This window comes from Actinoallomurus liliacearum (genome assembly GCF_039542035.1).
Lineage (GTDB): Bacteria > Actinomycetota > Actinomycetes > Streptosporangiales > Streptosporangiaceae > Actinoallomurus > Actinoallomurus liliacearum.
Genome location: NZ_BAABHJ010000006.1, coordinates 154,679 through 179,784, shown reverse-complemented (window position 1 = coordinate 179,784; position 25,106 = coordinate 154,679). Strand labels below are relative to the sequence as shown.

General features: G+C 71.5%; 27 protein-coding genes and 1 pseudogene. 12 read left to right on the top strand and 16 right to left on the bottom strand.

The features are described 5' to 3' along the window. The first annotated feature begins 160 nt into the window (after window positions 1–160). A complete protein-coding gene (locus tag ABD978_RS14500) occupies window positions 161–1,165 on the top strand; it encodes a glycoside hydrolase family 11 protein (RefSeq protein WP_345353862.1) in 1,005 nt (334 codons plus the stop codon). 34 nt (window positions 1,166–1,199) lie between these two features. Beyond that, window positions 1,200–2,213: a polysaccharide deacetylase family protein gene (locus ABD978_RS14495; protein WP_345353861.1), complete on the top strand. Its 1,014-nt coding sequence runs from the start codon at window positions 1,200–1,202 to the stop codon at window positions 2,211–2,213. Between the two features lie 180 nt (window positions 2,214–2,393). Here the strand turns inward: ABD978_RS14495 and ABD978_RS14490 are convergent, their stop codons facing one another. The 5 genes from ABD978_RS14490 to ABD978_RS14480 all read right to left on the bottom strand — a co-directional run bounded on the left by ABD978_RS14490 (window position 2,394) and on the right by ABD978_RS14480 (window position 3,628). Next, window positions 2,394–2,573, bottom strand: coding sequence for a hypothetical protein (locus ABD978_RS14490; RefSeq protein ID WP_345353860.1), 180 nt, complete (start codon window positions 2,571–2,573; stop codon window positions 2,394–2,396). A gap of 419 nt (window positions 2,574–2,992) precedes the next feature. After that, on the bottom strand, window positions 2,993–3,118 hold the full coding sequence (locus ABD978_RS14485) for a DUF397 domain-containing protein (protein ID WP_345353859.1): 126 nt from the start codon (window positions 3,116–3,118) through the stop codon (window positions 2,993–2,995). Further along, window positions 3,115–3,231, bottom strand: a complete 117-nt coding sequence (locus ABD978_RS43890; RefSeq protein WP_425550716.1) for a DUF397 domain-containing protein — start codon at window positions 3,229–3,231, stop codon at window positions 3,115–3,117. Before ABD978_RS43890 ends, ABD978_RS14485 begins: the two co-directional genes overlap by 4 nt. Beyond that, a complete protein-coding gene (locus ABD978_RS43885; RefSeq protein WP_425550715.1) occupies window positions 3,228–3,344 on the bottom strand; it encodes a DUF397 domain-containing protein in 117 nt (38 codons plus the stop codon). The genes ABD978_RS43890 and ABD978_RS43885 overlap by 4 nt, the downstream gene beginning before the upstream one ends. Beyond that, window positions 3,341–3,628 (bottom strand): Scr1 family TA system antitoxin-like transcriptional regulator, encoded by a 288-nt coding sequence (locus tag ABD978_RS14480; RefSeq protein ID WP_345353858.1) that lies wholly within the window; start codon window positions 3,626–3,628, stop codon window positions 3,341–3,343. The genes ABD978_RS43885 and ABD978_RS14480 overlap by 4 nt, the downstream gene beginning before the upstream one ends. Here ABD978_RS14480 and ABD978_RS14475 point away from each other — a divergent pair. After that, window positions 3,627–3,788 carry a hypothetical protein gene (locus ABD978_RS14475; protein WP_345353857.1) on the top strand — a complete coding sequence of 54 codons (162 nt, stop codon included), beginning with the start codon at window positions 3,627–3,629 and terminating at the stop codon, window positions 3,786–3,788. The genes ABD978_RS14480 and ABD978_RS14475 overlap by 2 nt on opposite strands. Here the strand turns inward: ABD978_RS14475 and ABD978_RS43880 are convergent. Beyond that, window positions 3,711–4,097, bottom strand: a pseudogene (locus ABD978_RS43880) (helix-turn-helix domain-containing protein); the annotation flags it as partial. The gene ABD978_RS14475 and the pseudogene ABD978_RS43880 sit on opposite strands and share 78 nt — an antisense overlap. 143 nt (window positions 4,098–4,240) lie before the next feature. Between ABD978_RS43880 and ABD978_RS14470 the strand changes: the two are divergent. From ABD978_RS14470 to ABD978_RS14460, 3 genes are read left to right on the top strand one after another with little or no spacing between them, the layout of a single operon-like run. Next, window positions 4,241–4,513, top strand: coding sequence for a hypothetical protein (locus ABD978_RS14470; protein WP_345353856.1), 273 nt, complete (start codon window positions 4,241–4,243; stop codon window positions 4,511–4,513). A gap of 9 nt (window positions 4,514–4,522) precedes the next feature. Further along, the gene (locus ABD978_RS14465; RefSeq protein WP_345353855.1) at window positions 4,523–5,713 is read left to right on the top strand and encodes a low temperature requirement protein A; all 1,191 of its coding nucleotides are present in this window, start codon (window positions 4,523–4,525) and stop codon (window positions 5,711–5,713) included. Window positions 5,714–5,756: 43 nt separating this feature from the next. Next, window positions 5,757–7,040 carry an SMI1/KNR4 family protein gene (locus tag ABD978_RS14460; protein WP_345353854.1) on the top strand — a complete coding sequence of 428 codons (1,284 nt, stop codon included), beginning with the start codon at window positions 5,757–5,759 and terminating at the stop codon, window positions 7,038–7,040. Between the two features lie 46 nt (window positions 7,041–7,086). Here ABD978_RS14460 and ABD978_RS14455 read toward each other — a convergent pair whose 3' ends face one another. Then, on the bottom strand, window positions 7,087–8,046 hold the full coding sequence (locus tag ABD978_RS14455; RefSeq protein ID WP_345353853.1) for an alpha/beta fold hydrolase: 960 nt from the start codon (window positions 8,044–8,046) through the stop codon (window positions 7,087–7,089). Between the two features lie 67 nt (window positions 8,047–8,113). Continuing rightward, window positions 8,114–8,680 (bottom strand): TetR/AcrR family transcriptional regulator, encoded by a 567-nt coding sequence (locus tag ABD978_RS14450; RefSeq protein WP_345353852.1) that lies wholly within the window; start codon window positions 8,678–8,680, stop codon window positions 8,114–8,116. A gap of 93 nt (window positions 8,681–8,773) precedes the next feature. Here ABD978_RS14450 and ABD978_RS14445 point away from each other — a divergent pair, with 93 nt between their 5' ends. Then, window positions 8,774–9,688, top strand: coding sequence for a TIGR03564 family F420-dependent LLM class oxidoreductase (locus tag ABD978_RS14445; protein ID WP_345353851.1), 915 nt, complete (start codon window positions 8,774–8,776; stop codon window positions 9,686–9,688). Between the two features lie 124 nt (window positions 9,689–9,812). Here the strand turns inward: ABD978_RS14445 and ABD978_RS14440 are convergent, their stop codons facing one another. The 4 genes from ABD978_RS14440 to ABD978_RS14425 all read right to left on the bottom strand — a co-directional run bounded on the left by ABD978_RS14440 (window position 9,813) and on the right by ABD978_RS14425 (window position 14,808). Continuing rightward, complete coding sequence (locus ABD978_RS14440) at window positions 9,813–10,880, bottom strand: DNA glycosylase AlkZ-like family protein (protein ID WP_345353850.1); 1,068 nt, start codon at window positions 10,878–10,880, stop codon at window positions 9,813–9,815. Window positions 10,881–10,934: 54 nt separating this feature from the next. After that, a complete protein-coding gene (locus tag ABD978_RS14435) occupies window positions 10,935–13,244 on the bottom strand; it encodes an AAA family ATPase (protein WP_425550714.1) in 2,310 nt (769 codons plus the stop codon). A gap of 205 nt (window positions 13,245–13,449) precedes the next feature. Beyond that, complete coding sequence (locus ABD978_RS14430; RefSeq protein ID WP_345353848.1) at window positions 13,450–14,082, bottom strand: HhH-GDP family DNA glycosylase; 633 nt, start codon at window positions 14,080–14,082, stop codon at window positions 13,450–13,452. A gap of 27 nt (window positions 14,083–14,109) precedes the next feature. After that, entirely contained in the window at window positions 14,110–14,808 is a 699-nt protein-coding gene (locus ABD978_RS14425; protein WP_345353886.1) for a sugar isomerase domain-containing protein, read from the bottom strand. 137 nt (window positions 14,809–14,945) lie between these two features. On the opposite strand from ABD978_RS14425, the gene ABD978_RS14420 reads away from it, so the two are divergent. Together ABD978_RS14420 and ABD978_RS14415 are read left to right on the top strand one after the other, a co-directional pair. After that, a complete protein-coding gene (locus ABD978_RS14420; RefSeq protein WP_345353847.1) occupies window positions 14,946–16,124 on the top strand; it encodes a sensor histidine kinase in 1,179 nt (392 codons plus the stop codon). Next, window positions 16,121–16,726, top strand: a complete 606-nt coding sequence (locus tag ABD978_RS14415; protein WP_345353846.1) for a response regulator transcription factor — start codon at window positions 16,121–16,123, stop codon at window positions 16,724–16,726. Before ABD978_RS14420 ends, ABD978_RS14415 begins: the two co-directional genes overlap by 4 nt. A gap of 147 nt (window positions 16,727–16,873) precedes the next feature. Here the strand turns inward: ABD978_RS14415 and ABD978_RS14410 are convergent, their stop codons facing one another. Beyond that, the gene (locus tag ABD978_RS14410; protein WP_345353845.1) at window positions 16,874–17,629 is read right to left on the bottom strand and encodes a ribonuclease HII; all 756 of its coding nucleotides are present in this window, start codon (window positions 17,627–17,629) and stop codon (window positions 16,874–16,876) included. An 89-nt stretch (window positions 17,630–17,718) separates the two neighbouring features. Here ABD978_RS14410 and ABD978_RS14405 point away from each other — a divergent pair, with 89 nt between their 5' ends. Then, a complete protein-coding gene (locus ABD978_RS14405; RefSeq protein WP_345353844.1) occupies window positions 17,719–18,543 on the top strand; it encodes a DoxX family protein in 825 nt (274 codons plus the stop codon). A 120-nt stretch (window positions 18,544–18,663) separates the two neighbouring features. Here the strand turns inward: ABD978_RS14405 and pgi are convergent, their stop codons facing one another. Continuing rightward, window positions 18,664–20,307 (bottom strand): glucose-6-phosphate isomerase, encoded by a 1,644-nt coding sequence (gene pgi / locus ABD978_RS14400; protein ID WP_345353843.1) that lies wholly within the window; start codon window positions 20,305–20,307, stop codon window positions 18,664–18,666. Window positions 20,308–20,416: 109 nt separating this feature from the next. Further along, a complete protein-coding gene (gene lplAB, locus ABD978_RS14395) occupies window positions 20,417–21,466 on the bottom strand; it encodes a lipoate-protein ligase LplAB (RefSeq protein ID WP_345353842.1) in 1,050 nt (349 codons plus the stop codon). Window positions 21,467–21,684: 218 nt separating this feature from the next. On the opposite strand from lplAB, the gene ABD978_RS14390 reads away from it, so the two are divergent. Next, entirely contained in the window at window positions 21,685–22,890 is a 1,206-nt protein-coding gene (locus ABD978_RS14390; protein ID WP_345353841.1) for a Gfo/Idh/MocA family oxidoreductase, read from the top strand. Between the two features lie 10 nt (window positions 22,891–22,900). Here the strand turns inward: ABD978_RS14390 and ABD978_RS14385 are convergent, their stop codons facing one another. Continuing rightward, window positions 22,901–24,487 carry an MFS transporter gene (locus ABD978_RS14385; RefSeq protein ID WP_345353840.1) on the bottom strand — a complete coding sequence of 529 codons (1,587 nt, stop codon included), beginning with the start codon at window positions 24,485–24,487 and terminating at the stop codon, window positions 22,901–22,903. A 101-nt stretch (window positions 24,488–24,588) separates the two neighbouring features. On the opposite strand from ABD978_RS14385, the gene ABD978_RS14380 reads away from it, so the two are divergent. Further along, entirely contained in the window at window positions 24,589–25,077 is a 489-nt protein-coding gene (locus ABD978_RS14380; protein WP_345353839.1) for a MarR family winged helix-turn-helix transcriptional regulator, read from the top strand. The last annotated feature ends 29 nt before the right edge of the window (window positions 25,078–25,106 follow it).

The following is a 25,106-nucleotide window of genomic DNA, read 5'->3' as shown; positions in this document are numbered from 1 at the left end:
CCGACGCACAGGCCAACCAGGTCAGGCGACTTAGGCAATGGAAGAGGGTCAACCAGATACCTGAAAGCTTTCGAAATCTATCGTTGACGTCGTCGTAACACCGGGCGGATACTCGCTCATCGATCGGCAACCCGCCAGCGTTCATGAGGAGGCATCACACATGAACGACGCTCTCGCCCACCTGAAGTCCCGCAGACGCGGCCGCGCCAGGCCGCTCATCCGCGCGGCCTGTGCCGTGGCCCTGGCCGTGGCCGCGGCGATCCTGCCCGGCACCGCGCACGCCGACACGACCATCACCTCGAACCAGACCGGCAACGACGGTGGCTATTACTACTCGTTCTGGACCGACGGCGGCGGGTCGAGCTCAATGACCCTGAAAGGCGGCGGTTCCTACAGCACCTCTTGGAGCAACGTCGGCAACTTCGTCGCCGGCAAGGGCTGGAGCAACGGCGGACGTCGGGCCGTGAACTACTCCGGCAGCTTCAATCCGTCCGGGAACGCCTATCTGTCCCTGTACGGGTGGACGTCGAACCCGCTCGTCGAGTACTACATCGTCGACAACTGGGGCAGCTACCGGCCCACCGGGACGTACAAGGGCACCGTCACCAGTGACGGCGGCACGTACGACATCTACGAGACGACCCGCTACAACGCCCCCTCCGTCGAAGGCACCAAGACCTTCAACCAGTACTGGAGCGTCCGGCAGTCGAAGCGGACCGGCGGAACCATCACCACCGGCAACCACTTCGACGCGTGGGCCCGTTACGGGATGAACCTCGGCAGCTTCAACTACTACATGATCCTCGCGACCGAGGGGTACCAGAGCAGCGGCAACTCCAACATCACCGTCGGCGACTCCGGCAGCGGTGGGGGCGGCGGTGGGGGCGGCGGTGGCACCGGTGGGTGCACCGCGACGCTGTCGGCCGGCCAGTCCTGGAGCGACCGCTACAACCTTAACGTCTCCGTCTCCGGCTCCAGCAACTGGACCGTCACCATGAACGTCCCCGCCCCCGAAAAGGTCATGTCCACCTGGAACATCACCGCCAGCTACCCCAACGCCCAAACCCTCGTCGCCACGCCGAACGGAAGCGGCAACAACTGGGGCGTCACCATCCAAAAGAACGGCAGCACCACCTGGCCGACCGTCTCCTGCAGCGCGAGCTGATGCCCCGAACAACGCGGAGAGGAGGCACCCCGAGATGCGAATCAGACCACTGGTGACCGGACGTTCCCTGGTGACGGGACTGGCCGTCGCCGCGATGGCCGTGGCGGGCACCGGTGCCGTCACCGGCACCGCCGCCCCGGCGCACGCCGCCACCTGCAACGGGTACGTCGGGCTCACCTTCGACGACGGCCCGTCCAACGACCACACCCCGGCCATTCTCAACGCGCTCCGGCAGAACGGGCTGCGGGCCACGATGTTCAACGAGGGCCAGTACGCGGCCGCCTACCCGGCCCAGGTCCAGGCCGAGGTCAACGCCGGCATGTGGGTCGGGAACCACAGCTACACCCACCCGCATTTGATCCAGGAGAGCCAGTCGCAGATCGACTCGGAGATCTCCCGGACCCAGCAGGCCATCGCCGGCGCGGGCGGCGGCACGCCGAAGCTGTTCCGCCCGCCGTACGGTGAGACGAACTCCACCCTGCAGTCGGTCGAGGCCAAGTACGGCCTGACCCAGATCATCTGGGACGTCGACTCGCAGGACTGGAACGGCGCCAGCACCGACGCGATCGTGCAGGCCAACGCCCGGCTCACCAACGGTCAGATCATCCTCATGCACGAGTGGCCCGCCAACACGCTGGCCGCGATCCCGCGCATCGCGCAGACGCTGGCGAGCAAGGGCCTGTGCGCCGGCATGATCTCCCCGCAGACCGGCCGCGCCGTGGCCCCCGACGGCGGCGGCTCCGGCGGAGGTGGAGGAGGCGGTGGCGGTGGCGGTGGCACCGGTGGATGCACCGCGACGCTGACCGCCGGAACCTCCTGGAGCGACCGCTACAACCTCAACGTCGCGGTCTCCGGCTCCAGCAACTGGACCGTCACCATGAACGTCCCCTCCCCCGAAAAAGTGATGGCCACCTGGAACATCACCGCCAACTACCCCGACGCCCAGACCCTCGTCGCCAAGCCGAACGGCAGCGGCAACAACTGGGGCGTCACCATCCAGAAGAACGGCAGCACCACCTGGCCGACCGTCTCCTGCAGTACGAGCTAGCCCCGGCCTTCTGAAACACCCCACTCGTGGCGCGGCGGCCGGGGGCCGCCGCGCCACTCCGCTACCGCCCGGCGAGCCACCGAAATCCAGATGACGAAAAGGCACCCCCACATCTCGTGGGGTGCCGATTCCTGAAGGGCCCCGGCACGCATGAGCTGCCACCGCCGGGGTCCCGACGCATCACTCGACGACGATTACCTTGCCGCCCATCGCCGCGACGAAGCCGTCAGGGGTGCGGACGACGTCGATCTGCTCGTCGGCAGGTCCCCCAGCGGGCTCCTCCTTCAGCCTGACAACCTCCGGGAGATCACCGGCATTGACGGCGTTCTTGAACCTCTGAACCCGCGCGTTGTCCGTCATGCTGTACCTGCTCTCGGTTGTTGAGTCCTTTGTGACAGGCTGACCGGCCTGTCTACATATGGCCACCGTCCGCAAGGTCTGAGCTCTGGCAAGACCTACTCACAAGCCCTGCCGTACGGTCCCGGCCACCGCCCGGGTCGAGACGCCTAGGACGGCGTCCGAGCGGCCTCATCCACCGGGTGGCACCCGCGACCGCGTACGAAAGGCTCGACGAACGCGCCGCCGAAACGGACGGACGCCTCCAGATCACGGCCGGACCGGGCCCTTCACCGAGCAATCGGTACGCCCCTACCCGACCGCCCAAGCGACAGAATCGACAACCGCGACACACCACCCGCCAGGGCGGTGCCTTCGATTCCTGGGCGTCTACTCAGAGGAGAAATCGTGTCCTCTGAGTAGACGACGCGAAACGCGATGGGTCACCCGGCGGACGACTCAGCCGACTCAGCGAAGGTCAGCCGGGCAACCTCCACGCAGGTGTCGCTGATGTTCTCACCGGAGTAACTGGACTTGCGCCAGTTGTCGCCTGGATTGACGAGGTTCACGACTGCTCCGCGATGCTGCGGGTCAGCTGGGCAACCTCTACGCAGTTGCTGCTCACCTCTTCACCCGAGTAGCTGGACTTACGCCAAGTACTGCCTGAAGAAGTGACGTTCACTTTTCTTCCGTGGTCGCGGGGGTCACTCGGGTGACCTCCACGCAGAGGCTGCTGCCTTCTTCGCCAGAGTAACTTGACTTGCGCCAGGTGCTGTCTGCGGGGACGAGGTTCACATCTGCTCCATCAGCGCGCAGATTAGTTTCTCAGAATCAGACACGGGGAGCGCGTCGCCCCGAATCTGGTCGAAGCGTACTGCGAGCCTGTGTACCTGTTGAGGGGGCCGGATCAGTTGACCGTGACCGGCCGCGCCGTCGACATACGCGACGTTCGTCCCGTCCGCCTGTCCGAGCAGGGCGAAGCCACTGGAGACGTACACCGGGGCGCCCGCAGGAATCACCTGGATACCGATGTTCGGGCGCTGCGCCATCTCCAGCAGGTGCGCGAGTTGCTCCTTCATGACGCCCGGTCCGCCGACCGGCGAGAACCACCAGGTATGGCGGGTCCTGTCGTTCCAGGATGTCCTGGCGGCCCATGCGGACTGCGACCACCCGATCAAGCCGCTCGTCGCTCTGCCCGACCTGGAGGACTTCCCGGGCGTACGCCTCCGTCTGCAGTAGGCCGGACACCATCAGCGGCTCGTACATCCGCAACGATGCGGCCTGCTCCTCTTCTTCGGCGTAAGTCGTGAACCCGGGAGTCAGCGCCGTCTCCCGTACGACGTGTGGGTGGAGTTCCTCGAAGTACTTGTCCAAGGCGAAGAGGCGGTCGAGGTCCTTGGAGACGTCGAGGGTGGGGATGCGGCGGCAGTTCTCGAAGTGGCTGATCATCTTGCCGCTGATGATGCATTCGCGGCCGACGTCGTCCTGGGTGAGGTCGGCGCGCTCGCGGTGCAGGCGGAGCCGGTAGGCGTACTGCTCGGCGGCCAAGGACCGGCACGCGCCCGTCCTGTCCGAGACGATCCGGATCGACCACTACCGGGTCGACGGCGACGCCCTGTGGTTCTTCTACTCCTGGGGCGACCCGATCTGTCCCGCGCGGGAGACGGCGCGCGCCGCCGAGGAGATCCGGAATGTGCTCGGCAACCGGTGACCTTCCGCCGGGTCGCGCCCCGGCGACACGGGTCGATCGGGTGACCTTCGGCCGCGCGCCCGATCCGGTCTGGGAGGCGCGCTGGGTGTGGCTGCACCGGCTGCGCCGCGAGTTTCCCGGGTGGATCGCGCTGTTCGATCCGTTCGCGTCGGTCTGGGTGGCGGTGCGGGGGCGGCAGGGGTACGTGACGGGCGCGACGGCGTACGAGCTCCGTGATCGTCTTGACGCCGTACGACGGTCCACGCTGCCGTAGTCTTCCCGCGTGAATCACGGGACTCCGGTGGGACTCCTGCGCTCCCGCCGTGACGGGGCGGCGCGGGTCACGTACTTCGAGCTGTTCTTCGACCTCGTGTTCGTCTACGCGGTGACGCAGCTGTCCCATCGGCTGCTGAAGGACCTCACCGTGACCGGCGCGGCCGAGACGCTGTTGCTGTTGCTGGCGGTGTGGTGGGCGTGGATGTACACGAGCTGGACCACCAACTGGTTCAACCCCGACCACCCGGCCGTCCGGCTCGTGCTGATCGCGGCGATGCTCAGCGGTCTGCTGATGTCGGCGGCGCTGCCCGAGGCGTTCGGGAACCGTGGCCTGTGGTTCGCCGGCGGGTACGTCGCCATTCAGGTCGGCCGTACGGCGTTCGCCACCGTCGCGACCTGGCGGCACGAGCTGGGGCCGAACTTCCAGCGGATCATGGCGTGGGAGACCACGGCGGGCGTGTTGTGGCTCGCCGGCGCCTTCGGCGACCACGGGGCCCGGCCGGCCCTGTGGCTCCTGGCGCTCGGGCTGGAGTACGTCGCCCCGTGGGTCGGCTATCGGTTCCCCGGGCTCGGCCGGTCGACGACGGCGCACTGGACGATCGACGGCTCGCACATGGCGGAGCGCTGCCAGCTCTTCGTGATCATCGCGCTCGGCGAGTCGTTGCTGGTCACCGGCAGCACCTTCGCGGGACAGAAGGACATGGGCGCGGGTGCGGTCACGGCGTTCGCGGTCGCCTTCCTCGGCAGTGTGGCGATGTGGTGGATCTACTTCGACCGCAGCGCGGAGGCCGCCGCGACGCGGATCGCGAACGCGGACGATCCCGGCCGGCTGGGCCGGTCCGCGTACACGTTCAGCCACGTGCCGCTCGTCGCCGGGATCATCGTCACCGCCGTGGCGGACGAACTGGTCGTCGCGCACCCGGGCGGACACATGACGGGAGGCACGGCCACGGTGGTGCTCGGCGGCCCGGCGCTGTTCGTCGCGGGGCACGCGCTGTTCAAGCGGGCGGTGTTCGGCCACTTCACGGCCGCGCGCGTGCTGGCGCTGGGGACACTGGCGGTCCTTGCTCCCGTCTCCATGCTCCTCTCGCCGCTGGTCCTCGCCTTCCTGACATTGGCCGTCCTGGGCGCGCTGGCCGGCTGGGAGGTTCTCGGCCGCCGGGCGCGGACTCCGGTGGTGGCCGAGGAGACCGCCTGATCCCTGGGAGTCGGTGGCCTTTTCTGCGGCATGATCTTGTCGCATGGCCGACGAATCGAGTCCCGAACCGGCACCTGCGCGGACGCCGAGAGGGTCCTGGCGGTGGGGCGCGGGCGCATTGGGGACGGCCGCGGTGGCGGCCGCCGTCACGGTCGTACCGCAACTGCTCCCCGGTGCGGGTCGTACGTCGGCTCGGGACCGTTGCCCGGCTCAGTTCACATTCCTCGCCAAGAATCATCTGCCGACCCGGCCGGGCGCCGCCACGCGGCTCGTTCCCGGTGAGCCCGGCTCCGCCGTCATCTGCCGGTACCAGAGGCGGATGGGGGGCAGCCTTCGAGAGGCTCCCGCACGGCTCATCGGCGTCCACCCGCTGCCCGACGTACGGTCGTACGCGGAGCGGGCCAACCGGTTGCCGGTCATGGGCCGCGGCTCGATCGCGTGTCTTTACGCCGGGGATCCGCTCGCCGACGTCGTGCTGTTCTCGTACGGCGACGGCCGGGTTCAGGGCCTGAGCATCGATGAGAGTTGCAAGCTGGTCGTGAACGGCAGGAGAACCGCCAAGGCCGACCAGGGCTTCGTCGGCCTCGTCGACGCGCTGGTGCCCAGCCCGGCGCCGCCGAGCCCCAGCCCGATGGTGACGACTCCCGCACCGGGCCCCACGCCCAAGCGGACGCCACTGACGCAGGCCCGGCTCAAGGCCATCGGATGCACCCCGTCCGCGGATCACGCGATCCCGGTGCGCCCGGACCCGACGCGGGCGGCGGCGACGAACCGGGTCTGGCGCCGTATCGAGACGTGGCTTCGCGCGCACGCCCCCGCGACCTACGCCACGCTGGGCCCACCGGCGGACCAGGGACGCATCGCTGCCGCGCAGTCCCGACTGGGGGTGCGCTTCCCCGACGACGTCGTCGTCTCGCTGCTCCGCCACAACGGCGTGCGGCAGGGGGACCGAGCCGCCTTTCAGGTCCCGCTGATGTACCGGCCGCTGTCCCTGGACCGGATCGAGTCGACCTGGCGCATGCTGTGCGGCATCGTGCGGGACCAGGGGGACGCTTCGGGTACGTGGTGGTCCGGCAGGCTGGTGCCGATCGGTGAGGACGGAGGCGGGGTCACGCTGGTGGCCGACCCCGACCACGGGGGACGGGTCGGTGACGCCGACGACGAACAGGGCCTGATCTTCGGCTCCGGGGAAGGCTGGCCGTCGTACCTCGCCCTCCTCCAGGCGACCGCGACCTCGCTGGAGTCCGGGCGGCCCGTCCGGTACAGCCACCCGCAGGTGGAGCGCTCCGGTGCCCTGGACTGGTCGTACCGGCCGCCTCGCTCCTGAGACCGGGCGGCGGCGTGCGCCGACCCGGGAATGGCGCGGAGGCGGGTCAGACACCGCTGGACACGTGGGGCGCGAGGGTCTCCGCCCTCGCTCCGGCCTCTTTCCGGCCGGCTCGCAGCAGGCGGCGCCACCGGCCGGGATCGTGCAGCGCCGGTTGGGTCGTCTCCAGGAACCGCTCCACCGTGGTGACGAAACGGTCGGGGTCGTCGCGGTGCGGGAAGTGCCCGCACCGCCCGAAGATCTCGAGCCGACTGCCCGGCATGGCGGCGTGCGCGATCATCGCGTGCCCGACGGGGATCACGTGGTCCTCCCTGCCCCAGACGATGAGGATCGGCATGCCCTCAGCGAGGTAACAGCGGTCGAGCATCGTGATGACCTGGCCGTGCACGTCGACTCCGGCCCGGAGGCACCGCAGGAACGCCTCGCGCGCCTTCCGGGTGCGCAGGCCCTGGTAGCGCCGGAGGATGTAGTCGAAGTCGGTCCCCAGGAACAGACCGCCGGTGAGACGCAGGGCGGGGGCCGCCAGCCGCACGGCCGTGCGCGCGGGCGTCGAGGTCGCCAGCGACAGCCCGATCTCGGCGCCGGGCGCCGCCGCCAGGCGCAGCAGCGGGTGGACCTCCCGGCCGATTCCACCGGAGGCGATGAGCACGAGCCGCTCACAGCGTTCGGGGAACTGATAGGCGAACTGCATGGCGATCCCGCCACCGAGCGAGTGGCCGACGACCGAGACCCGGTCGACGTCGAGGACGCTGAGCAGGTCGCGCATTCCGCAGGCGTACGCGGCGATGGCGTAGTCGGCCCGCGGTTTGGCCGACTCGCCGTGGCCGAGCAGGTCGGGGGCGATGACGGTGTGGCGTTCGGCGAGCCGGGGGATGACGTCCGCCCAGGTGCCGGAGTTGTCGCCGATGCCGTGGATCAGGAGCAGGGGCGGCCCGCTCCCGGTCATTCGGAAGGCCCGCCAGTAACCGTGGATGTTACGGAACCGGATGAGAGCTCCAGGAATCACGCCTCACCACCGATGTCGACTCCTTCAGATGGTGCGGACGGCACGTTTCGTGACGACTACCGCGCTGTTAGTCCACCGTAACGGCTGCCCCGCGCGCTGGGCCGACCGCCGTCGGCGCTTTGAGCCCGTCGAGGATGACGGTGGTCAGGGCGTCGTCCGCGCGGGCTCCGGGCCGGCAGACGGCGACGCTGAGCAGGTCGACGACCTCGCGGGGTGGGAGGTCGGCGCGCAGTGAGCCCTCGCGCTGGGCCTGCTCGGCGAGCCGGGCGATGAGCCCGTTCACGTCGCCGGTGAGCTCGGCGACCTCGGGAGGAGGGGACGCGTCATCCACGAGCGTCTTGGCCAGGGCCAGCGGCAGGCCGGCGCAGTGGCGGACGAACAGCACCAGCGCCTCCCAGGCCGGCGCGGGGCGGGCGGCCAGATCGCGGAGGGCGGAGAGGAGCCGTCGCAGCGTGTCGGCGGCGATCTGCTCCTGTAGCGCCTGCCGGTCCGGGAAGTGGCGGTAGAGCGTGCCCACGCCCAGACCCGCGGCCCGCGCGATCTCCTCCATGGACACCGCCGGGCCACAAGTGGCGAAGAGGTCGAGCGCGGCGTCCAGGATGAGCGCCCGGTTGCGGCGCGCGTCGGCTCGCACGGATCTCCCCACTGCGGTCAATCGGAATCTGATCTTCAGGTTAGTGTAGTGGCCGGAACCGGAAGATCCGGTTCATGTTATCGGGAGGTCACCATGCGGCTGGGAGTGATGATCGGAGTCGCGGTCGAGGACACCGCTCTCCCCGAAATGATCGAGAAAGTGCGCGCGGCGGCGGAGGCCGGGCTGGACAGCGCCTACTTCAGCCAGCTCTTCTCCTGGGACGCGGTCGCGCTCGCCACCCTCGTCGGTCGGGAGGTGCCGGGGATCGACGTGGGCACCGCGGTGACCCAGACCTATCCCCGCCATCCCTTGGCGCTGGCCGGTCAGGCGCTCACCGCGCAGGCCGCGAGCGGCAACCGGTTCATCCTCGGTGTCGGCCCGAGCCATCCGCAGATCATTGAGAAGGCGTTCGGCCACTCATACGACCGGCCGGCCCGGCACGTCCGCGAGTACCTGACCGCGCTGGTGCCGCTCCTACGGGGCGAGGAGGTCGACCACCACGGCGAAGTGATAACCGCCGTGGGACGCACGAGCGTGCCGGGCGCCGTCGCGCCGCCCGTCCTCCTGGCAGCACTGGGCCCGGTGATGCTGCGGATCGCCGGAGAACTCGCCGACGGAGCGGTCACCGTGTGGACCGGACCGCGCGGGATCGGGGAGCACATCGCGCCGACCATCGGCCGCGCCGCCGCGCGGGCGGGACGGCCCGACCCTCGCGTCGTCGCGGGCGTCATGGTCAGCGTCACCCACGACCCCGACGGGGTCCGGCAGGGTGTCGCGGCGGCGGTCGGCGGCGCCGGGCGGCAGCCCAGTTACCGCGCCATCCTGGACCGTCAAGGCCTGTCGGGGGTCCACGAGACGGTCATCGCGGGCGCCGAGGACACGGTCGAGCGGGCCATCCGGGCGTACGCCGACGCCGGCGCCACCGAGTTCGTGGCCAGTCCGGTCGGCGACGAGCGGGAGCGGGCCCGCACCGTCGCGCTCCTGTCCGCGATCCGCGGCCGCCGCTGACCCGCCGATCGGCGGGGCGGGAGGTGACCCGGGCAGGCCGGGTGCGCCTGTCCGCCATCTGTGGCCTCCGCCGACCAGACCGGGCGCGCCTGACCGCCGACCGTGGCCGCCCCCGACCCGCCGGTCAGCCGCGCGGAGAGCCCGAGGTGATCCGGGCGAGGCGGGCGCGTTCGGCGGCGAGGGCGTCCTCCGGGACGTCCTCCCAGAGCGTGGTCGTCTCGTCCGCCCAGACCCCGGCGACCCGGCCGCCGTGCAACACGACCGGGGAGATCCAGCCGCCGCTGCGGCTGACCGCGGCGCGGCGCGCCGCCGGGACGATCTCCGTGGCGGTGGTGCCGGTGCCCAGGACGTACGCGTCGAACGCGCCGAGGAGGCGAACGGCCCGGCTCGGCGGGGTCGCGGTCAGCTCCGCGACGTGCTCGGCGAGCATGACACGCCGCTCGCCCTCGACGTCGACCTCGGTGAGCTCGTCGCCCAGCGCGGCGAACCAGCCCTTGAGCTGCGCCCGGCGGGTGACGCCCCGGCTGAGCCACACCTTGTCGAACAGCTCCGGCGTCGTCGGCCCGTGGGCGCCGAGGTACGCCCGGAGCACGGTCGCCGCCGGGTCGGGCGCCTCCGGCAGCCAGGCGGCGCTGACGAACGTGACCCGGTTGCCGCGCGGCGGCCCGAAGCACAGCACCCGCCACCAGGCGAGCGGCTTGAGGAGGACGCCCCACCCGGAGCCGAGCAGCTCGGCGAGGTGGGCCGAGCCGGTGCGGTCGACGATCTCGGCGGTGAGCTCCTCACGGCTGAGGACCGCGCCGCCGGCCAGGGCGTCGGTCGCGGCCGCCGCGATCGCCCCCAGGTCGGCGGGCGTGGCGCCGAACGTCTTCTGCCAGCTCCCGCGCTCCCAGTTGCGGTGCGCGCCGGACAGCGCGAGGTAGGCGGCGGCCTCGTCGGCGGGCAGCAGGTGCAGGGTGCCGCGCATCGCCCAGGTCTTCACGAGCCTGCGGTCGGCGAGGGCCGCCGGCACCGCGCCCGGTGCCGGCTCGGCCTGCCGGACGGCGATCGCCAGCTCGGCGGCCGAGGCCACCTGTGCCTGGACGCCGGCGAGCCGCCGGGTGACCTCGACCGGGTCACCGCCGGCCGCCGGATCGAGGAACTGCCGCCGCAGCCGCCAGGCCAGCACCTGCTCCCACGTCACCGTCTCCACGGCACCGCACGCTAGCGCGCCCCACCGACAGCGGTGTCCTCGCCGTACCGGCGATCAGTGGTGGCGGGCGAGGTCGGTGTAGGCGGCCCGGACGTCCTCGGTGGTCAGGGTGGTCAGGTCGGCCGTGGTGACGTCCGCGCCGAGCTCGGCGACGCGCAGGTCGCGGAAGCCGCAGGCCTTCTCGTACAGCGAGCGCACGAACCGGCCGTTGCCCAGCTCGTCGATCCGGCCGAGGCCGCAGACGCGCTGGAAGACGCCCGCCAGGTCGTCCAGCGCGTCCTCCTCCCAGGTGTCACCGGCCCGCTCGGCGATGGTGAGGGCGATCTCCAGCAACTCGTCGGGGCCGTAGGAGGGGAACGCCACGCGTTCGGCGAAGCGGGAGGCCAGGCCCGGGTTGGACCGCAGGAACCGGTCCATGTCCGCGTCGTAGCCGGCGAGGATGATGACCAGGCGTTCGCGGTCGTCCTCGGCGCGCTTGAGCAGGGTCTGCACCGCCTCGATGCCGAACGCGTCGCCGCCGGAGTAGCCGGGATTGACGAGGGAGTACGCCTCGTCGACGAACAGGACCCCGCCGAGCGCGGAATCGATCACCTTGTTGGTCTTGATCGCCGTCGCCCCCAGGTGCTCGCCGACGAGGTCGGCGCGCTGGGCCTCGACGACCTCGGGCCGGGCCAGCAGGCCGAGCGCGGCGAAGACCCGGCCGAGCACCCGGGCGACGGTCGTCTTGCCGGTGCCGGGCGGTCCGGCGAACACGAAGTGCCGCGTCGGCGGATGCGTGCGCAGCCCCTGCTCCTCGCGCAGCTTCGCGACCTGGAGCTGCGCGGCGATGGCCCGGACCTGGCGCTTCACCGGCTCCAGGCCGATCATGCCGTCCAGGTCGGCGAGCGCCTCCTCCAGGGTGGGCGTCTCGGCGTAACCGCGGTAGCGCTCGGTCAGCTCCGCGAACGCGATCTCGACGTCGACCGCGTGGACCGTGACGAGGTCTTCGGGAGCGGGTTCGGCGCCGGCATGGACGATCCGGACGTCGCGGGCGCGGGCCGCGGACTCGACCAGGGAGCGCACGAACCGCCCGTTGCCCAGCTCGTCGAGGACGCCGCGCCGGGAGACCTCCTCGAACTTCGACCGCAGGCAGGGCCCGGCGTCCGGGCCGAGACGGTCACCGCGCAGGCCGGTGTGGTACTCGGCGATCAGCAGCAGTTCGGCCGGCTCGTACGCGGGGAACTTCACGCGTGTCCCGAACCGCGAGGCGAGGCCGGGATTGGAGGCGAGGAAGCCCTCCATCTCGTCCTCGTAGCCCGCCAGGATGATCACGACGTTGTCGCGGTCGTCCTCGGCGCGTTTGAGGAGCGTCTGGACGGCCTCGCTGCCGAACCGGTCGGGCTGTCCGTCACCGGCGTTGACCAGGGAGTACGCCTCGTCGATGAACAGCACGCCGCCCAGGGAGCGGTCCACGACCTCGTTCGTCTTGATCGCGGTGGCGCCGAGGTACTCCCCCACCAGGTCGGCGCGCTGCACCTCGACGACCTGCGGCGTCGGCAGCAGCCCGAAGGCGTAGAAGATCCGCGCGACGGCGCGGGCGACGGTGGTCTTGCCGGTACCGGCCGGCCCGACGAACACGAAGTGCCGCATCGGCTTCTCGGTGGGGAACCCGGCCGCGGCCCGCATCCGCGCGGCCTCGATCGAGGCCGCGATCGACCGGACCTGCCGTTTCACCGGCTCCAGGCCGATCATCGCCTCGAGTTCGGCGAACGCCTCGTCGACCGAGATGTCGGGGACCTCCTCGGCGGCGCGGGCCTGGCCCGGCGCGGCGTACTCGTCGTCCTCCGCGTAGTCCTCCTGGGCCCAGCCGGTGTCGTACGCCTCGGCGGGAACGATGCGGCGCGCTTGCCACCAGCGGTAGCCGAGGACGGCGAACGCCGCCACCCAGGCGGGCGCGGCGGTCAGCCTCGGCAGCGGGTGGGCGAGCGCGGCGGCCACGATGCCGGCCAGTCCCAGTGAGAGGACCGCGGTGCGCCACGGCGCGTACGCGTGGATGCGGTGGACGAGGAACGCGACCGGGAGTGCCAGCGCCGCGAGGAAGACGGCCTCATGGCCGCCGTCCGGGTAGAGGCGGCTCAGCGGGATCACGGCCGCCAGCCAGCAGGCGACGACGAAGGCCGTCGCCATTCCGCTCGGCGAGCGGAGGGTGAAGTCGACGACCAGCAGGAGCGTCGCGACGAACACGACGGTCGTCAGCAACGGCAGATTCGCGACGATCGCCACCGCCGCCGATCCCACGACCAACAGCAGGAACGTCAGCCTCCGCAGACCCGGCTGGATCTGGAAATAGCGCCAGCGGGCACGTTCGAACAGATCACGCGCCACCGGAGGGCGCGATCGGGATCTGCCGAACGGTCGCATCGCTCTCCCTCATGCCTGAGGACGTGTATAGCGCAGCTTGGGCGTCGAATGGCAGGACCCATTGCGTGGCGCGTCCCTATCAAGACCGTTATCGGACAGTGGCCATGCCCCTGGCGGGCGCTCTCCGGCCGAGGCCGCCCGGCCGGCCGGGCGCGGGTCGCGTTGCTCACTAAGCCTTCGCCACCTGATCGGCGAGCTTCTTGTCCTTGGCGACGCGGACGAGGGCGGCCGAGAGCTGCGCCAGGTCGCGGTCCTTGACGAGGTCGGCCAGCCGCTTGGGATCGGTCGGCAGGCCGACGCGCTCGGCGCCCTTCAGCGTCAGGTCGTCGAGGTACGGACGCAGCCACGGCCATACGGCCTGCGCCTCGCGGCAGAAGATGTCGGCCCCCACCGGTCCGATGCCGGGGAACTCCTCCAGCAGCTCCTTCGCGTGGCCCACGTCGCGTTCGGCCTTCAGCGGCAGCTTGCGCAGATCGCCGTCGTACTCCTCGAGGACGAGCTCGGCCATGTCCCCGAGCCGGGTGGAGGTGCTCTCGTCATAGCGGACGTAGTGCGCCCGGCCGAGCGCGTCGACGCGCTGCTGCCAGGTGAGCCTGGTCATGCCGCGCGGCGTTCCCCCGCCCGCCTCGAAGATCTCCCGCGCCGCGGCGGTCGCGATGTCGGCGCTGATCCGGGTGCTGAGGAGATTGGCGAGTACGAGGAGTTTGAACAGCGCGCCCGGTTGATCCTTCAGCGGAATCCCGGCCTCTTCGGCAAAGGTTCGTCCGGCCTCCGACAGCAACGCCTTGACCGTCTTGTCCATGACGCCACCTCCAAGTAGGTCAGGTCCTTACCCCATAACCGACGTTCTTAGCACGGGCACCCGTTCCGAGTACCGGGCCAGTAGTTCCGCATTGCGCTCATCTCCCCCGGGAACGTTCGCACTGACCCAGAGCGGCAATTCGGCGCGGTCGGCCATCCGGGCGAGAAGCAGGTTCCACAGGTAAACGCATGACAATGAGGACAGTGCCGCCGTGCGCGGCGCCTCGTTGGGATAGGAGGCGTCACCCGGCGGGGTCAGGGTGTCGAGCACCAGATCCGCGACCTCGCCGAGCTTCACGCCCGCCCGGGGCGGAGCCGCCGCCATCGACGGACCGGACACCATGGCGATCACCGGCAGGCCGTACGACCGTGCCGTGGTCGCCAGCTCCACCGGGTACGGGTTGGTGCCGCTGTTGGAAAAGATCATCACCAGGTCGCCCGGCCGGGGTGCCGCGGCCTCCAGAACCGGAGCGGCCAGGCCGGGGCGGCGCTCGGCCTCCGTCGCCGGCCACGCGCCGTTGAGCGGCGAGATCTCCGGCCGGGACAGCGGGTACACGCAGGCCAGCCCGCCCGCGCGGAAGAAGCCCTCCAGCACCATCGCCAGCGAATGACCCGATCCGCCGAGGTACAGCAGGCCGCCGCCGAGGACGGTGTCGAGGAGCAGCCCGCAGGCGCGCTCCAGCGCGTCCGTGTTGTGCCGCTCTATCCGCTCCAGATGGTCACGCATCCAATCCACGAACACCGGTCTAGCACCTTTTCGGCGTCCGCGATCTTAGGAAGCGCGCGTGGCGGGACTTTTGTCCCGCCGCATACCGAGATGGACCGATCTACGCCGTGGGCCGTGTCCCCCCTAAAGTGTGCGGCGTGCAGCACGAACGGCAGGGACCCGAGGCCCGCGACGACGTCGCCGGGCCGGCCGCGGACATCGCGAGCCACATCGACGACGGCCCCGGCCCGTACGGGATGTACCCGTGGCTCCTCGTCGGGTACTCCGCGTTCTCCAACGTGCTGCACGGCCATGCCCGGCCGGTGTGGGCGTCCGGTTCCCTGCTGACGATCTACGTCATGCTCCTCGTCACCGCCATCTGGTACGGCTTCCGCCGTGGTCCGGGCGACCGGCGGGCGGTCGTCCTGCTCATCGCGGCCGGGGTGGACGTCTTCACCATGATCGGCTGGTTCGGGCACGGCATGAGCTCGCTGACGCCCACACTCGCCCTGACCTGCGGGGTCGTCATCCCCTGGGGCCGACGGCCCTGGCCGGCGCTGGTGATCGCGCCGCTGGCCGTCGCGGCGGCGCTGCTGGCCTGGGTCCGGGGCGCGTCCGCCGGGGACGCGGTCGCCGTCTGGTACGGCAGCCTGCTCTCCGGTTTCATCGTCGCCACCGTGCTGCGGCTGTTCGCCGCGATCCGGGAACTGCGGGAGACCCGCGAGGAACTCGCCCGGACCGCCGTGTCCGAGGAGCGCCTGCGCTTCGCCCGCGACCTGCACGACCTGCTGGGGCACACGCTGTCGGTGATGGTCGTCAAGGCGCAGGCGGTTCGCAAGCTCGCCGACCGCGACGCCGGGCTCGCCGCCGAGCAGGCCGCCGACATCGAGGAGATCGGCCGGGACGCGCTCCGGCAGGTACGCCTGGCGGTGACCGGCTACCGCGGCCGCGGGCTCGACGCGGAGATCGACGGCGCCCGTACCGCGCTTCGGGACGCCGGGATCACGGCGCTGGTCCGCAAGGAGGGCACCCCGCTGCCGGCGGAGGCGGACGCCCTGCTGGGCTGGGCGGTGCGCGAAGGCGTCACGAACGTCATCCGGCACAGCGGCGCGGCCAACTGCGAGATCTCGGTGGCCCGGCGGGACGACGCGGCGGTCCTGTCCGTCCGCGACGACGGCCGCGGCGGGCCCGCCCCCTCCGGCGGATCCGAGGGCAACGGCCTTCGGGGGCTCGTCGAGCGGATCGGCGGCACGGAGGGCCGCCTGGAGGCGGGGCCGGCCGACGGCGGGGGCTACCTGCTCACCATCACGCTGCCACTGAAGGAGACCGTTTCTTGATCAGGGTGCTGCTCGCGGAGGACCAGGGAATGATGCGCGGCGCGCTCGCCCTCCTCCTCAACCTGGAGGACGACTTCGAGGTCGTCGGTCAGGTCGCCGCCGGAGACCGGATCCTCCCGGCCGCCCTCGAGCTGCGACCCGACGTCGCCGTGCTCGACATCGAACTGCCGGGGCGCAGCGGCCTCGACGCCGCCGCCGACCTGCACGCCGCGCTGCCGGACTGCAAGGTCCTGATCGTCACGACGTTCGGACGGCCCGGCTACCTTCGCCGCGCCATGGAGGCGGGCGCGAGCGGCTTCCTCGTCAAGGACGGCCCGGTCGAGGACCTGTCGGCGGCCATCCGGCGCGTCCTCGCCGGCGAACGCGTCGTCGACCCCGAGCTGGCCACCGCCGCCCTCAGCGCCGGCCCCAGCCCGCTGACGCCACGGGAGTGCGACGTGCTGTCCGCGGCCGCCGACGGGTCGACGATCTCCGACATCGCCGGGCGCCTGCACCTGTCGGAGAGCACCGTGCGCAACTACCTGTCCGCGGCGATCGGCAAGACCGGCGCCCGCAACCGCATCGAGGCCGTACGGGCCGCCCGCCACAACGGCTGGCTCTGACCGCTCACCCGGCTGAGAACGGACCACCCGCGGGGACGGATCACCCGCGGGGACGGGCCGCCGCCTCTGCCGGGCCAGCCCGGCCCGTATGAGCCCTCCGGCCCGTACGAGCCACCCCGGCTCTGCCGGGCCACCGGCTCGTACGGGTCAGATCAGGGAGAGCTGGCCTTCGATGTCCGGACGGTGCCTCTTCAAGTGCCGCCACTCGGGCAGGTCGTCGAGGTAGGACCAGGACAGCCGGTGGTGCGGTGTCGGACCGAGCCGGCGCAGCGCCTCCTGGTGCGTCGGCGAGGGATACCCGGCGTTCCGCGCGAAGTCGAACTCCTCGTGCCCCAGCCCGGCCATCAGCGTGTCACGGTGCACCTTGGCCAGTACGGAGGCGGCCGCCACCGTGACCGACCGCAGGTCGCCCTTGATCTCGGTGCGCACCGGCCAGGCTCCACCGAGGTAGTCGTGCTTCCCGTCCAGGATGATCGCGTCCGGGCGGTCCGGCAGCGCCTCCAGGGCCCGTACGGCCGCCCGCCGCAGCGCCTCCGTCATGCCCGCCTCGTCGATCTCCTCCGCGCTCGCCATGCCGATGGCGTACGCGGGCAGCCAGCCGCGGAGCTCCTCGGCGATCCGCTCGCGGCGCCGGGCGGTGAGCATCTTCGAGTCGGTCAGCCCGGCGGGAGGCTCGGTCAGGTCCGTGACGGCCGCGCACACGACGACCGGCCCGGCCCACGCGCCCCGGCCCACCTCGTCGATCCCGGCGACGCGCGCGGCCCCGGCGTCGATCAGCCGCCGCTCCAGCGAGTAGTCGGGCCCCGTCTCCCCGGGCTTCGTCTCCCCGCGCCCCGTCTCCACCGGCTCCGCGCGGCCGTCCCCGGCGAACGACCCGTCATCGATGATGCCCTCGTGATCCATGAGGCCTCATGATGACAGGCGGGATGGGCGCGTGGCCTGTTTCCGGAACCGGGTGGACGGCGATTCGACTCTCGAAGGATCATCGTCCGATGGAAACGTCGCCCGAGGACATGAACGCGTTCTGGACCGACGACCGCGAGGAGCGCGAGGAGAGGGCCGCCACGTCCCGGCGGCCGGTGTACGACGCCGTCGCCCTGCTCGCCCGGTGCGGGATCGGGGTGGTCTTCCTCGCCCACGGCTGGCAGAAGATCCAGGTCGGCGTGACCGCGACCGGCCACGACTTCGACGCGATGGGCGTTCCCGCGCCGACGGCCGCGGCCGTCTACTCCACCTTCGTCGAACTGCTGGGCGGGGCGGCGCTGATCCTCGGCCTCGCGTTGCCGGTGGCGGGCACGCTGCTGTTCCTGGACATGGCCGGGGCCTTCGTGTTCGTCCACGCCGCGCACGGGGTGTTCGTCGTCGACAAGGGCACGCCCCGCAACGGCTTCGAACTGGTCCTCGTCCTCGGCCTGGCCTCGCTGCTGTTCGCGGCGGGCGCCGGCGGGCGGCTGACGCTGGACCACCGGCTGTTCGGGCGCAACGGTTCACCGGGGCGCCGCCGCCGTACGCGACGGGACGAGGCACCTCCGCCCCCGTCGCCCACCGGGGACGCGCCGCCGACCGCCCCGAGCACGCGGCCGACACCCGCATACCCGGTAGGGGACGCGCCGCCGGCGTCCGGGAGCCCGGCCGGCGGCGCACCGGACGCGGCGGCGCCGCCCGCGCGGCCGAGGCGCGCCGCCACGAGCACGTCCCGCGACGTACCGGTCGCGGGACCGAAGCCGGATCCAGAGCCCCCGGCGGACGGCGCGCCTCCCGCGAAGAGCAAGCCCCGGGCGAGGTCGCGGAAGGGGCCGTCCGCGAAGGACTCCTGAGCCGGTCGGCGCCGGGGCCGGGCGCGAAGGGCGCCTGACCCGATCATCGCGGGACCCCGGCCGCGAAACGCTCCAGAGCCGGTCTGCGTAGGACCCGGCCGCGAAGGGCGCCTGATCCGGTCAGCGGCCGCGCAGTGTGCGGTACCGCTCGACCAGGGTGGCCGTCGAGCCGTCGAGGTCGGAGGTGTCCGCGGTCGCGGCGGTGAGCTGGGGCTCGAGCCGCTTGGCGAGCGCCTTGCCCAGCTCCACGCCCCACTGGTCGAAGGAGTTGATGTTCCAGATCGCGCCCTGCACGAACACCTTGTGCTCGTACAGCGCGATGAGCTGGCCGAGCACCGACGGCGTCAGCTCGTTCGCCAGGATCGTCGTGGTCGGGCGGTTGCCCGGGAAGGTGCGGTGCGGCACCAGCTCGGGGGCCACCCCTTCCGCGGCGACCTCCTCGGCGGTCTTGCCGAACGCCAGCGCCTGGCCCTGCGCGAACAGGTTCGCCATCAGCAGGTCGTGCTGGTCGGCCAGCTCCCCCAGCTCCTCGAGCGGCCGGGCGAAGCCGATCAGGTCGGCCGGGATGAGCTTCGTCCCCTGGTGCAGGAGCTGGTAGTAGGCGTGCTGGCCGTTCGTGCCGGGCGTCCCCCACACGACCGGGCCGGTGTCCCAGTCCACCCGCTCGCCCTGGCGGTCCACCGACTTGCCGTTGGACTCCATGTCCAGCTGCTGCAGGTAGTCGGTGAAGCGGGAGAGGTAGTGGCTGTAGGGCAGCACCGCGTGGGTCTGCGCGCCGTGGAAGTCGTCGTACCAGAGGCCGAGCAGGCCCAGCAGGAACGGCGCGTTGCGCTCCGGCGGAGCCGTGCGGAAGTGCTCGTCGATCAGATGGAAGCCGTCCAGGAATTCGCGGAACCGCTCCGGCCCGATCGCGATCATCAGGGACAGGCCGATGGCCGAGTCGAGGGAGTAGCGGCCGCCCACCCAGTCCCAGAACTCGAACATGTTGGCCGGGTCGATGCCGAACTTCGCGACCTGCTCGGTGTTGGTGGACACCGCCACGAAGTGGCGCGCGACCGCCGCGTCGTCGCCCAGCGCGGACAGCAGCCAGCGGCGCGCCGAGGTGGCGTTCGTGATCGTCTCGACCGTCGTGAACGTCTTGGACGAAACGATGAACAGCGTCTCGGCCGGGTCGAGGTCGCGGATGTTCTCGTGCAGGTCGGCGCCGTCGACGTTCGAGACGTACCGGAAGTCGCGCGACCGGTCGCTGAACGGCTTCAGCGCTTCGTACGCCATCTTCGGGCCGAGGTCCGAACCGCCGATGCCGATGTTGACGACCGTGCGGATCGGCTTACCGGTGTGGCCCTTCCACTCACCCGACCGGACCCGCTCGGCGAAGGCGGCCATCTTGTCGAGCACCGCGTGCACCTCGGGGACGACGTTCTTCCCGTCGACCTCGATCACCGCGTCGCGCGGCGCGCGCAGCGCGACGTGCAGCACCGCGCGGTTCTCGGTGACATTGATCTTCTTCCCGGCGAACATCGCGTCCCGCAGCCCCGCGACGTCGCGGGCCTCCGCCAGCTCGCGCAGCAGGCGGAGCGTCTCATCGGTGACCAGGTGCCGCGAGTAGTCGATATAGAGGTCACCGGACTCCAGCGCGTATCGGCGGCCCCGGTCGGGGTCGGCCCTGAACAGCTCGCGCAACGGCGGCTCACCGATCTCCTCACGGTGCGCTCGCAGCGCCTGCCACTGTTCCGTCTCATCCAGCCGAACGCGGTCGGACATCCTCGTCTCCCCTTCATTGAACTGAGAAGAAAGCACTCTCTTCGCGTGCCCCCTCCACAACCATCCAACCGAAGCGCGTCGGGCCCCGTCTCGCGGACCCCCAAGGCGGTCAGGGCACGCGGGCCGTCCACTCGGCGGTGCCGAACTTCGCGGCCACCCTCTTGGCCGCCGCCTGGAGTTCGTCGTCGGTGAGCCGGTCCTCCGTCAGCCCGTACCGGCCCCGGAAGTGCGTGATCATCCGGTCGATGATCTGGGACCTGGGAAGGCCGGTCTGGCGGCGCAGCGGGTCCACCCGCTTCTTCGCGCTGGCGATGCCCTTGTCGGACAGCTTCTCCCGGCCGATCCGCAGCACCTGCAGCATCTTGTCCGCGTCGATGTCGTACGACATGGTCACGTGGTGCAGCACCGCGCCGGAGCTCAGCCGCTTCTGCGCCGCCCCGGCGATCTTGCCCTGGTCGGAGGTGATGTCGTTGAGCGGCTGGTACCACGCCCGGATGCCCAGCTCGCCCAGCGCGCCGAGAACCCAGTCGTCGAGGAACGCGTAGCTGTCGGCGAACGTCATGCCCTGGACGAGCGCGTCGGGAGCGTACAGCGAGTAGGTGATCGTGTTGCCCGGCTCGATGAACATCGCCCCGCCGCCGCTGATCCTGCGGACCACGGTCACGCCGTGCCGGCGCGCCGCGTCGGCGTCCACCTCGTTACGCAGCGACTGGAAACTGCCGATCACCACCGCCGGCGCCGCCCACTCCCAGACGCGCAGCGTCGGGGGCCGGCGCCCGGCCGCCACCTCCTCGGTGAGGACCTCGTCCAAGGCCATGTGCAGCGCCGGGTCCTGTGGGTCCTCGTGGATGAGCCGCCAGTCGTAGTCGCGCCAGTCGGTCGCGTCCGTCAGCGCCCGGCGCACCGCGATGCCGACGGCCTCGGTGGAGAGCCCGAACATCATGGCGCCCGTCGGCAGCCGCGCGTCGATCCGGGCCGCGATGTCCCGCGCCTCCAGGTGCACGGGCAGGCCGTTCAGGGTGTCGTCGATGGCGTCGAGCGCCTCGTCCGGTTCGAGGAAGAAGTCGCCGCTGACCCGGGCGTTCCGCAGTCTCCCGTCATCGACGCCGAAGTCGACGACCACGAGCTTGCCGCCCGGCACCTTGTACTCACCGTGCATCCTGGCCTACCTGTTCATCCTGACCGGCGCTTCCCGAATCACGACGCGCGCGGTCCCGGAGATCGTCAACCACGCCGGCCCGGCGTGGATTCCGCCGGTGGCTCCGCGCGGCCACCGAGCCACCTTCCGGCAACAAGTGGACGAATCACGTCCGTTTATCGTACGCTCACGAGCCCTGAGCGGACGAACCGCGTCCGGTTAGTTGGAGGAGAGCGCACATGGACCGGATTCGCGTCGGCGTCGTCGGGGCCTCGCCCGAGCGCGGCTGGGCGGCGGCCGCGCACATTCCCGCGCTGCGCGCGCTCCCGGCGTACGAGCTGACCGCGGTCGGCACCAGCCGCCCGGAGAGCGCACGCGAGGCCGCCCGAGCCTTCGGCGCCGCGCACGCGTTCACCGACGCCCGCCGGCTCGCCGAGCACCCCGAGGTCGACCTGGTGGTGGTGACCGTCAAGGTGGCCGCCCACGCCGAGCTGGTCGGCGCGGCGCTGGCGGCCGGCAAGCACGTCTACTGCGAGTGGCCGCTCGGCCTCACCACCGCCGAGGCGGAACGCCTGGCGGCGGCCGCGCGCGCCGCCGGGGTGCACGACGCGGTGGGCCTGCAGGCGAGGTACGCGCCGGCGATCACGTACGCCCGTGAGCTCATCGCGGGCGGGCACCTGGGCCGGGTCACGGCGGTCAACGTGCACGCCGCGCGGAGCAAGGGCGCGAGCGGCGAGATCCCCGCCTGGGCCGCCTACACCCTCGACCCGGCTCAGGGCGCGGGCCTCCTGGAGGTCGTCGGCGGACACACCCTGGACGTCCTGGAGTACCTGGCCGGCGACCTCACCGAGCTCTCGGCCGCCCTGTCGGTCTCGCGTCCCCGGTACACCGTCGCCGAGACCGGTGCGACGGTGGAGGCCGCCAGCCCGGACCAGGTGGTGCTGCACGGCCGGCTCGCCGGCGGAGCGGTCGCCGCCGTCCACCTGCAGGACGCGAAGGTGGGCGAGAGCCGCACCGTCCTGGAGTTCACCGGCACCGAGGGAGACCTGACCGTGGTCGCGGCGGGCGACTGGCGAGCCGCGCAGATCCAGGTCGGCGAGCCCCGGCTGTACGAGGCGCGGAAGGCCGGCGATCCCTGGCGGGACCTGCCCGTACCGGCCGGGCACGGCCGGGTCCCGGACCTGACCTCGACGCCCGGCGCGGCTCCCGTGCGTGTCCCGGGCGAGGCGCCCGCGCATGGTGCGGGCGGGGTCTTCGTGGACCTTCCGGGCGAGACTCCCGTGCTCGCCCGGAACGTCGCCCGGCTGTACGCGCGCCTCGCCGAGGACATCCGCGAGGGGGCCCGGCGCGTACCCGGATTCGAGCACGGGGTCCGCGTGCACCGGCTGCTGGACGCCGTCCGCCGCTCCGCCGAGACGGGTGGTTCCCAGCCCGTGGAGCGGTGAGGTCCGGCGGTCAGCCGCGCAGGGCGGCTTCGGCGCCGGCGGAATCGGGCGCGGCGGACCGGTCGGTCGGCTGGGCGATCTCGGCCCGGCGCAGGACCAGCAGGGCGAGGAGGGCGGCGCCCACCATGGCCACGGCACCCGCCACGGCGGCGGCGTGCATGCCGTCGACGAACGCGTCGCTCGCGGCCCGCCGGACCGCCGCGCCGCCTCCGCCCGGCAGCCGGCCGGCCACCGCGAGCGCGCCGCCCAGCGTCTCCCGTACGGCGTGCACCGCGTCGTGCGACAGGCCCGCGGGCAGCGCGTCGGTGACGTTCCGACGGTAGATCGCCGTCCCGACGCTGCCGAGGATCGCCATACCGAGGGCGCCGCCGAACTCCGAACCGCACTCGACCAGCGCGGACGCGGTCCCGGCGCGCTCGGGCGGCGCGGCGCCCAGCACCATGTCCGTGACGAGCGTCATCACCACGGCCAGGCCGATGGCGTACACCCCGGCGCCCACCAGGATCACCACGACCGACGAGTCCGCCCGCACCTGCGTCAGCGCGACGAAGCCGAGCGCGGCGACCAGGAAGCCGGCACCGATCACGTACGCCCGGTTCACCCTGCGGGCCAGCTGGGTGGCCAACGGCGCGGCGATGCCGACGCCCAGCGAGGGGACCAGGCTCCACAGGGCGGCGGTCAGGGGACTCATGGCGAGCACCGACTGCAGGTACTGCGTCGTGAAGATCGCGAAACCGACCATGGCGAACATCGCGATCAGGTTGGTGACGATCGAGCCGCTGAACCCCCGGTTGCGGAACATCCGCAGGTCGATCATCGGGTCGGGGCGACGGGCCTGGCGGCGGATGAAGACCGCGCCGACCAGCAGTCCGGCGAAGATGCTCAGCACCCGCACGAGGTCGACGCCGTCGGCGGCGATCTCCTTTACACCGTAGATCACGGGCAGTACCGCGCCCAGCGAGAGGACCGAGGAGAGCAGGTCGAACCGGCCGGCCGCCGGGTTCCGGAACTCCGGCACCAGGAACGGGGCGAAGACGAGGAGCAGCACCATGGCCGGGGTGTTGATGAGGAAGACCGAGCCCCACCAGAAGTGGTTCAGCAGCAGCCCGCTCAGGACCGGGCCGAGCGCGATGCCGCTCGTGGTGGCCGCCGACCAGATCGCGACGGCGGTGCCGCGCTGCTTCTCGTCGTGGAACATGTTGCGGATCAGCGCCAGCGTCGAGGGCATCAGCGTCGCGCCGCCGACCCCGAGGACGGCGCGCGCGGCGATCAGCATCCCGGCGCTCTGCGCGTACGCGGCGGCCACCGACGCGAGGCCGAAGCCGAGCGCGCCGATCAGCAGCAGCCGGCGCCGGCCGATCCGGTCGCCGAGCGCGCCCATCGTGATGAGCAGCCCGGCCAGCACGAACCCGTAGATGTCGAAGATCCACAGTTGTTCGGTGCTCGTCGGCTGGAGGGTCCTGCTGATGAACGGGACGGCGAAGTACAGCACCGACACGTCCATGGACACGAGGAGGAGGGGGAGCAGGAGCACGCAGAGCGCGATCCACTCCCGGCGGCCCGCCTTGGCCGCGGTTCCGGCGGAGAAGTCGTTCATGGAGGGAAGACTCGGCGCCTCCGCTGACCATCCGCGTACCGATCACTGACGGCCGTCATTCGTACGGTCACAGATAATCCGCTACTTGTTAGATTGGTGACATGACCACGAGCGCTCCCTCGCGTACCGCGCCGGACCTGTCCTACCTGCTCACCCACACCGGGCACGTGCTCGCGACCCGGATGACCGCCGCCTTCGCCGAGATCGGGATGACCCCACGGGGCTACTGCGTGCTGTTCCACGCACTGGAGGAGGAACGCACCCAGATCCAGCTGGCCGAGATCTCCGATCTCGACAAGACGACGATGGTCGTCACCGTCGACGAGCTCGAGAAGGCCGGGCTCGCCGAACGCCGGCCGTCGAGCCGGGACCGCCGGGCGCGGATCATCTCCGTCACCGAGGCGGGCGAGCGAGCCGTCGCCGAGGGGACGCGCATCGCCGACCGGGTGCACCGCGAGGCCCTGGAGGCGCTGCCCGAGGACGAGCGCGAGGTGCTCGTCCGGGCGCTGACCCGGCTGGCCGAGGGCCACCTGGCGACCCCGGTGGAGTGCGAGCGGCCGATCCGGAGGGCACGCCAGCCACGAAGTTGAGTCCGAAGAAGATTGTCTACAACAAAACT

Excerpts from the sequence above, each read along its gene's own strand:
- ABD978_RS14500 (WP_345353862.1), top strand. The coding sequence starts at position 161 with ATGAACGACGCTCTCGCCCACCTGAAGTCCCGCAGACGCGGCCGCGCC.
- ABD978_RS14495 (WP_345353861.1), top strand. The coding sequence starts at position 1,200 with ATGCGAATCAGACCACTGGTGACCGGACGTTCCCTGGTGACGGGACTG.
- ABD978_RS14490 (WP_345353860.1), bottom strand. The coding sequence starts at position 2,573 with ATGACGGACAACGCGCGGGTTCAGAGGTTCAAGAACGCCGTCAATGCC.
- ABD978_RS14475 (WP_345353857.1), top strand. The coding sequence starts at position 3,627 with ATGACGCCCGGTCCGCCGACCGGCGAGAACCACCAGGTATGGCGGGTC.
- ABD978_RS14480 (WP_345353858.1), bottom strand. The coding sequence starts at position 3,628 with ATGAAGGAGCAACTCGCGCACCTGCTGGAGATGGCGCAGCGCCCGAAC.
- ABD978_RS14470 (WP_345353856.1), top strand. The coding sequence starts at position 4,241 with ATGTGCTCGGCAACCGGTGACCTTCCGCCGGGTCGCGCCCCGGCGACA.
- ABD978_RS14460 (WP_345353854.1), top strand. The coding sequence starts at position 5,757 with ATGGCCGACGAATCGAGTCCCGAACCGGCACCTGCGCGGACGCCGAGA.
- ABD978_RS14445 (WP_345353851.1), top strand. The coding sequence starts at position 8,774 with ATGCGGCTGGGAGTGATGATCGGAGTCGCGGTCGAGGACACCGCTCTC.
- ABD978_RS14430 (WP_345353848.1), bottom strand. The coding sequence starts at position 14,082 with ATGGACAAGACGGTCAAGGCGTTGCTGTCGGAGGCCGGACGAACCTTT.
- ABD978_RS14425 (WP_345353886.1), bottom strand. The coding sequence starts at position 14,808 with ATGCGTGACCATCTGGAGCGGATAGAGCGGCACAACACGGACGCGCTG.
- ABD978_RS14410 (WP_345353845.1), bottom strand. The coding sequence starts at position 17,629 with ATGGATCACGAGGGCATCATCGATGACGGGTCGTTCGCCGGGGACGGC.
- ABD978_RS14405 (WP_345353844.1), top strand. The coding sequence starts at position 17,719 with ATGGAAACGTCGCCCGAGGACATGAACGCGTTCTGGACCGACGACCGC.
- pgi (WP_345353843.1), bottom strand. The coding sequence starts at position 20,307 with ATGTCCGACCGCGTTCGGCTGGATGAGACGGAACAGTGGCAGGCGCTG.
- lplAB (WP_345353842.1), bottom strand. The coding sequence starts at position 21,466 with ATGCACGGTGAGTACAAGGTGCCGGGCGGCAAGCTCGTGGTCGTCGAC.
- ABD978_RS14390 (WP_345353841.1), top strand. The coding sequence starts at position 21,685 with ATGGACCGGATTCGCGTCGGCGTCGTCGGGGCCTCGCCCGAGCGCGGC.
- ABD978_RS14385 (WP_345353840.1), bottom strand. The coding sequence starts at position 24,487 with ATGAACGACTTCTCCGCCGGAACCGCGGCCAAGGCGGGCCGCCGGGAG.
- ABD978_RS14380 (WP_345353839.1), top strand. The coding sequence starts at position 24,589 with ATGACCACGAGCGCTCCCTCGCGTACCGCGCCGGACCTGTCCTACCTG.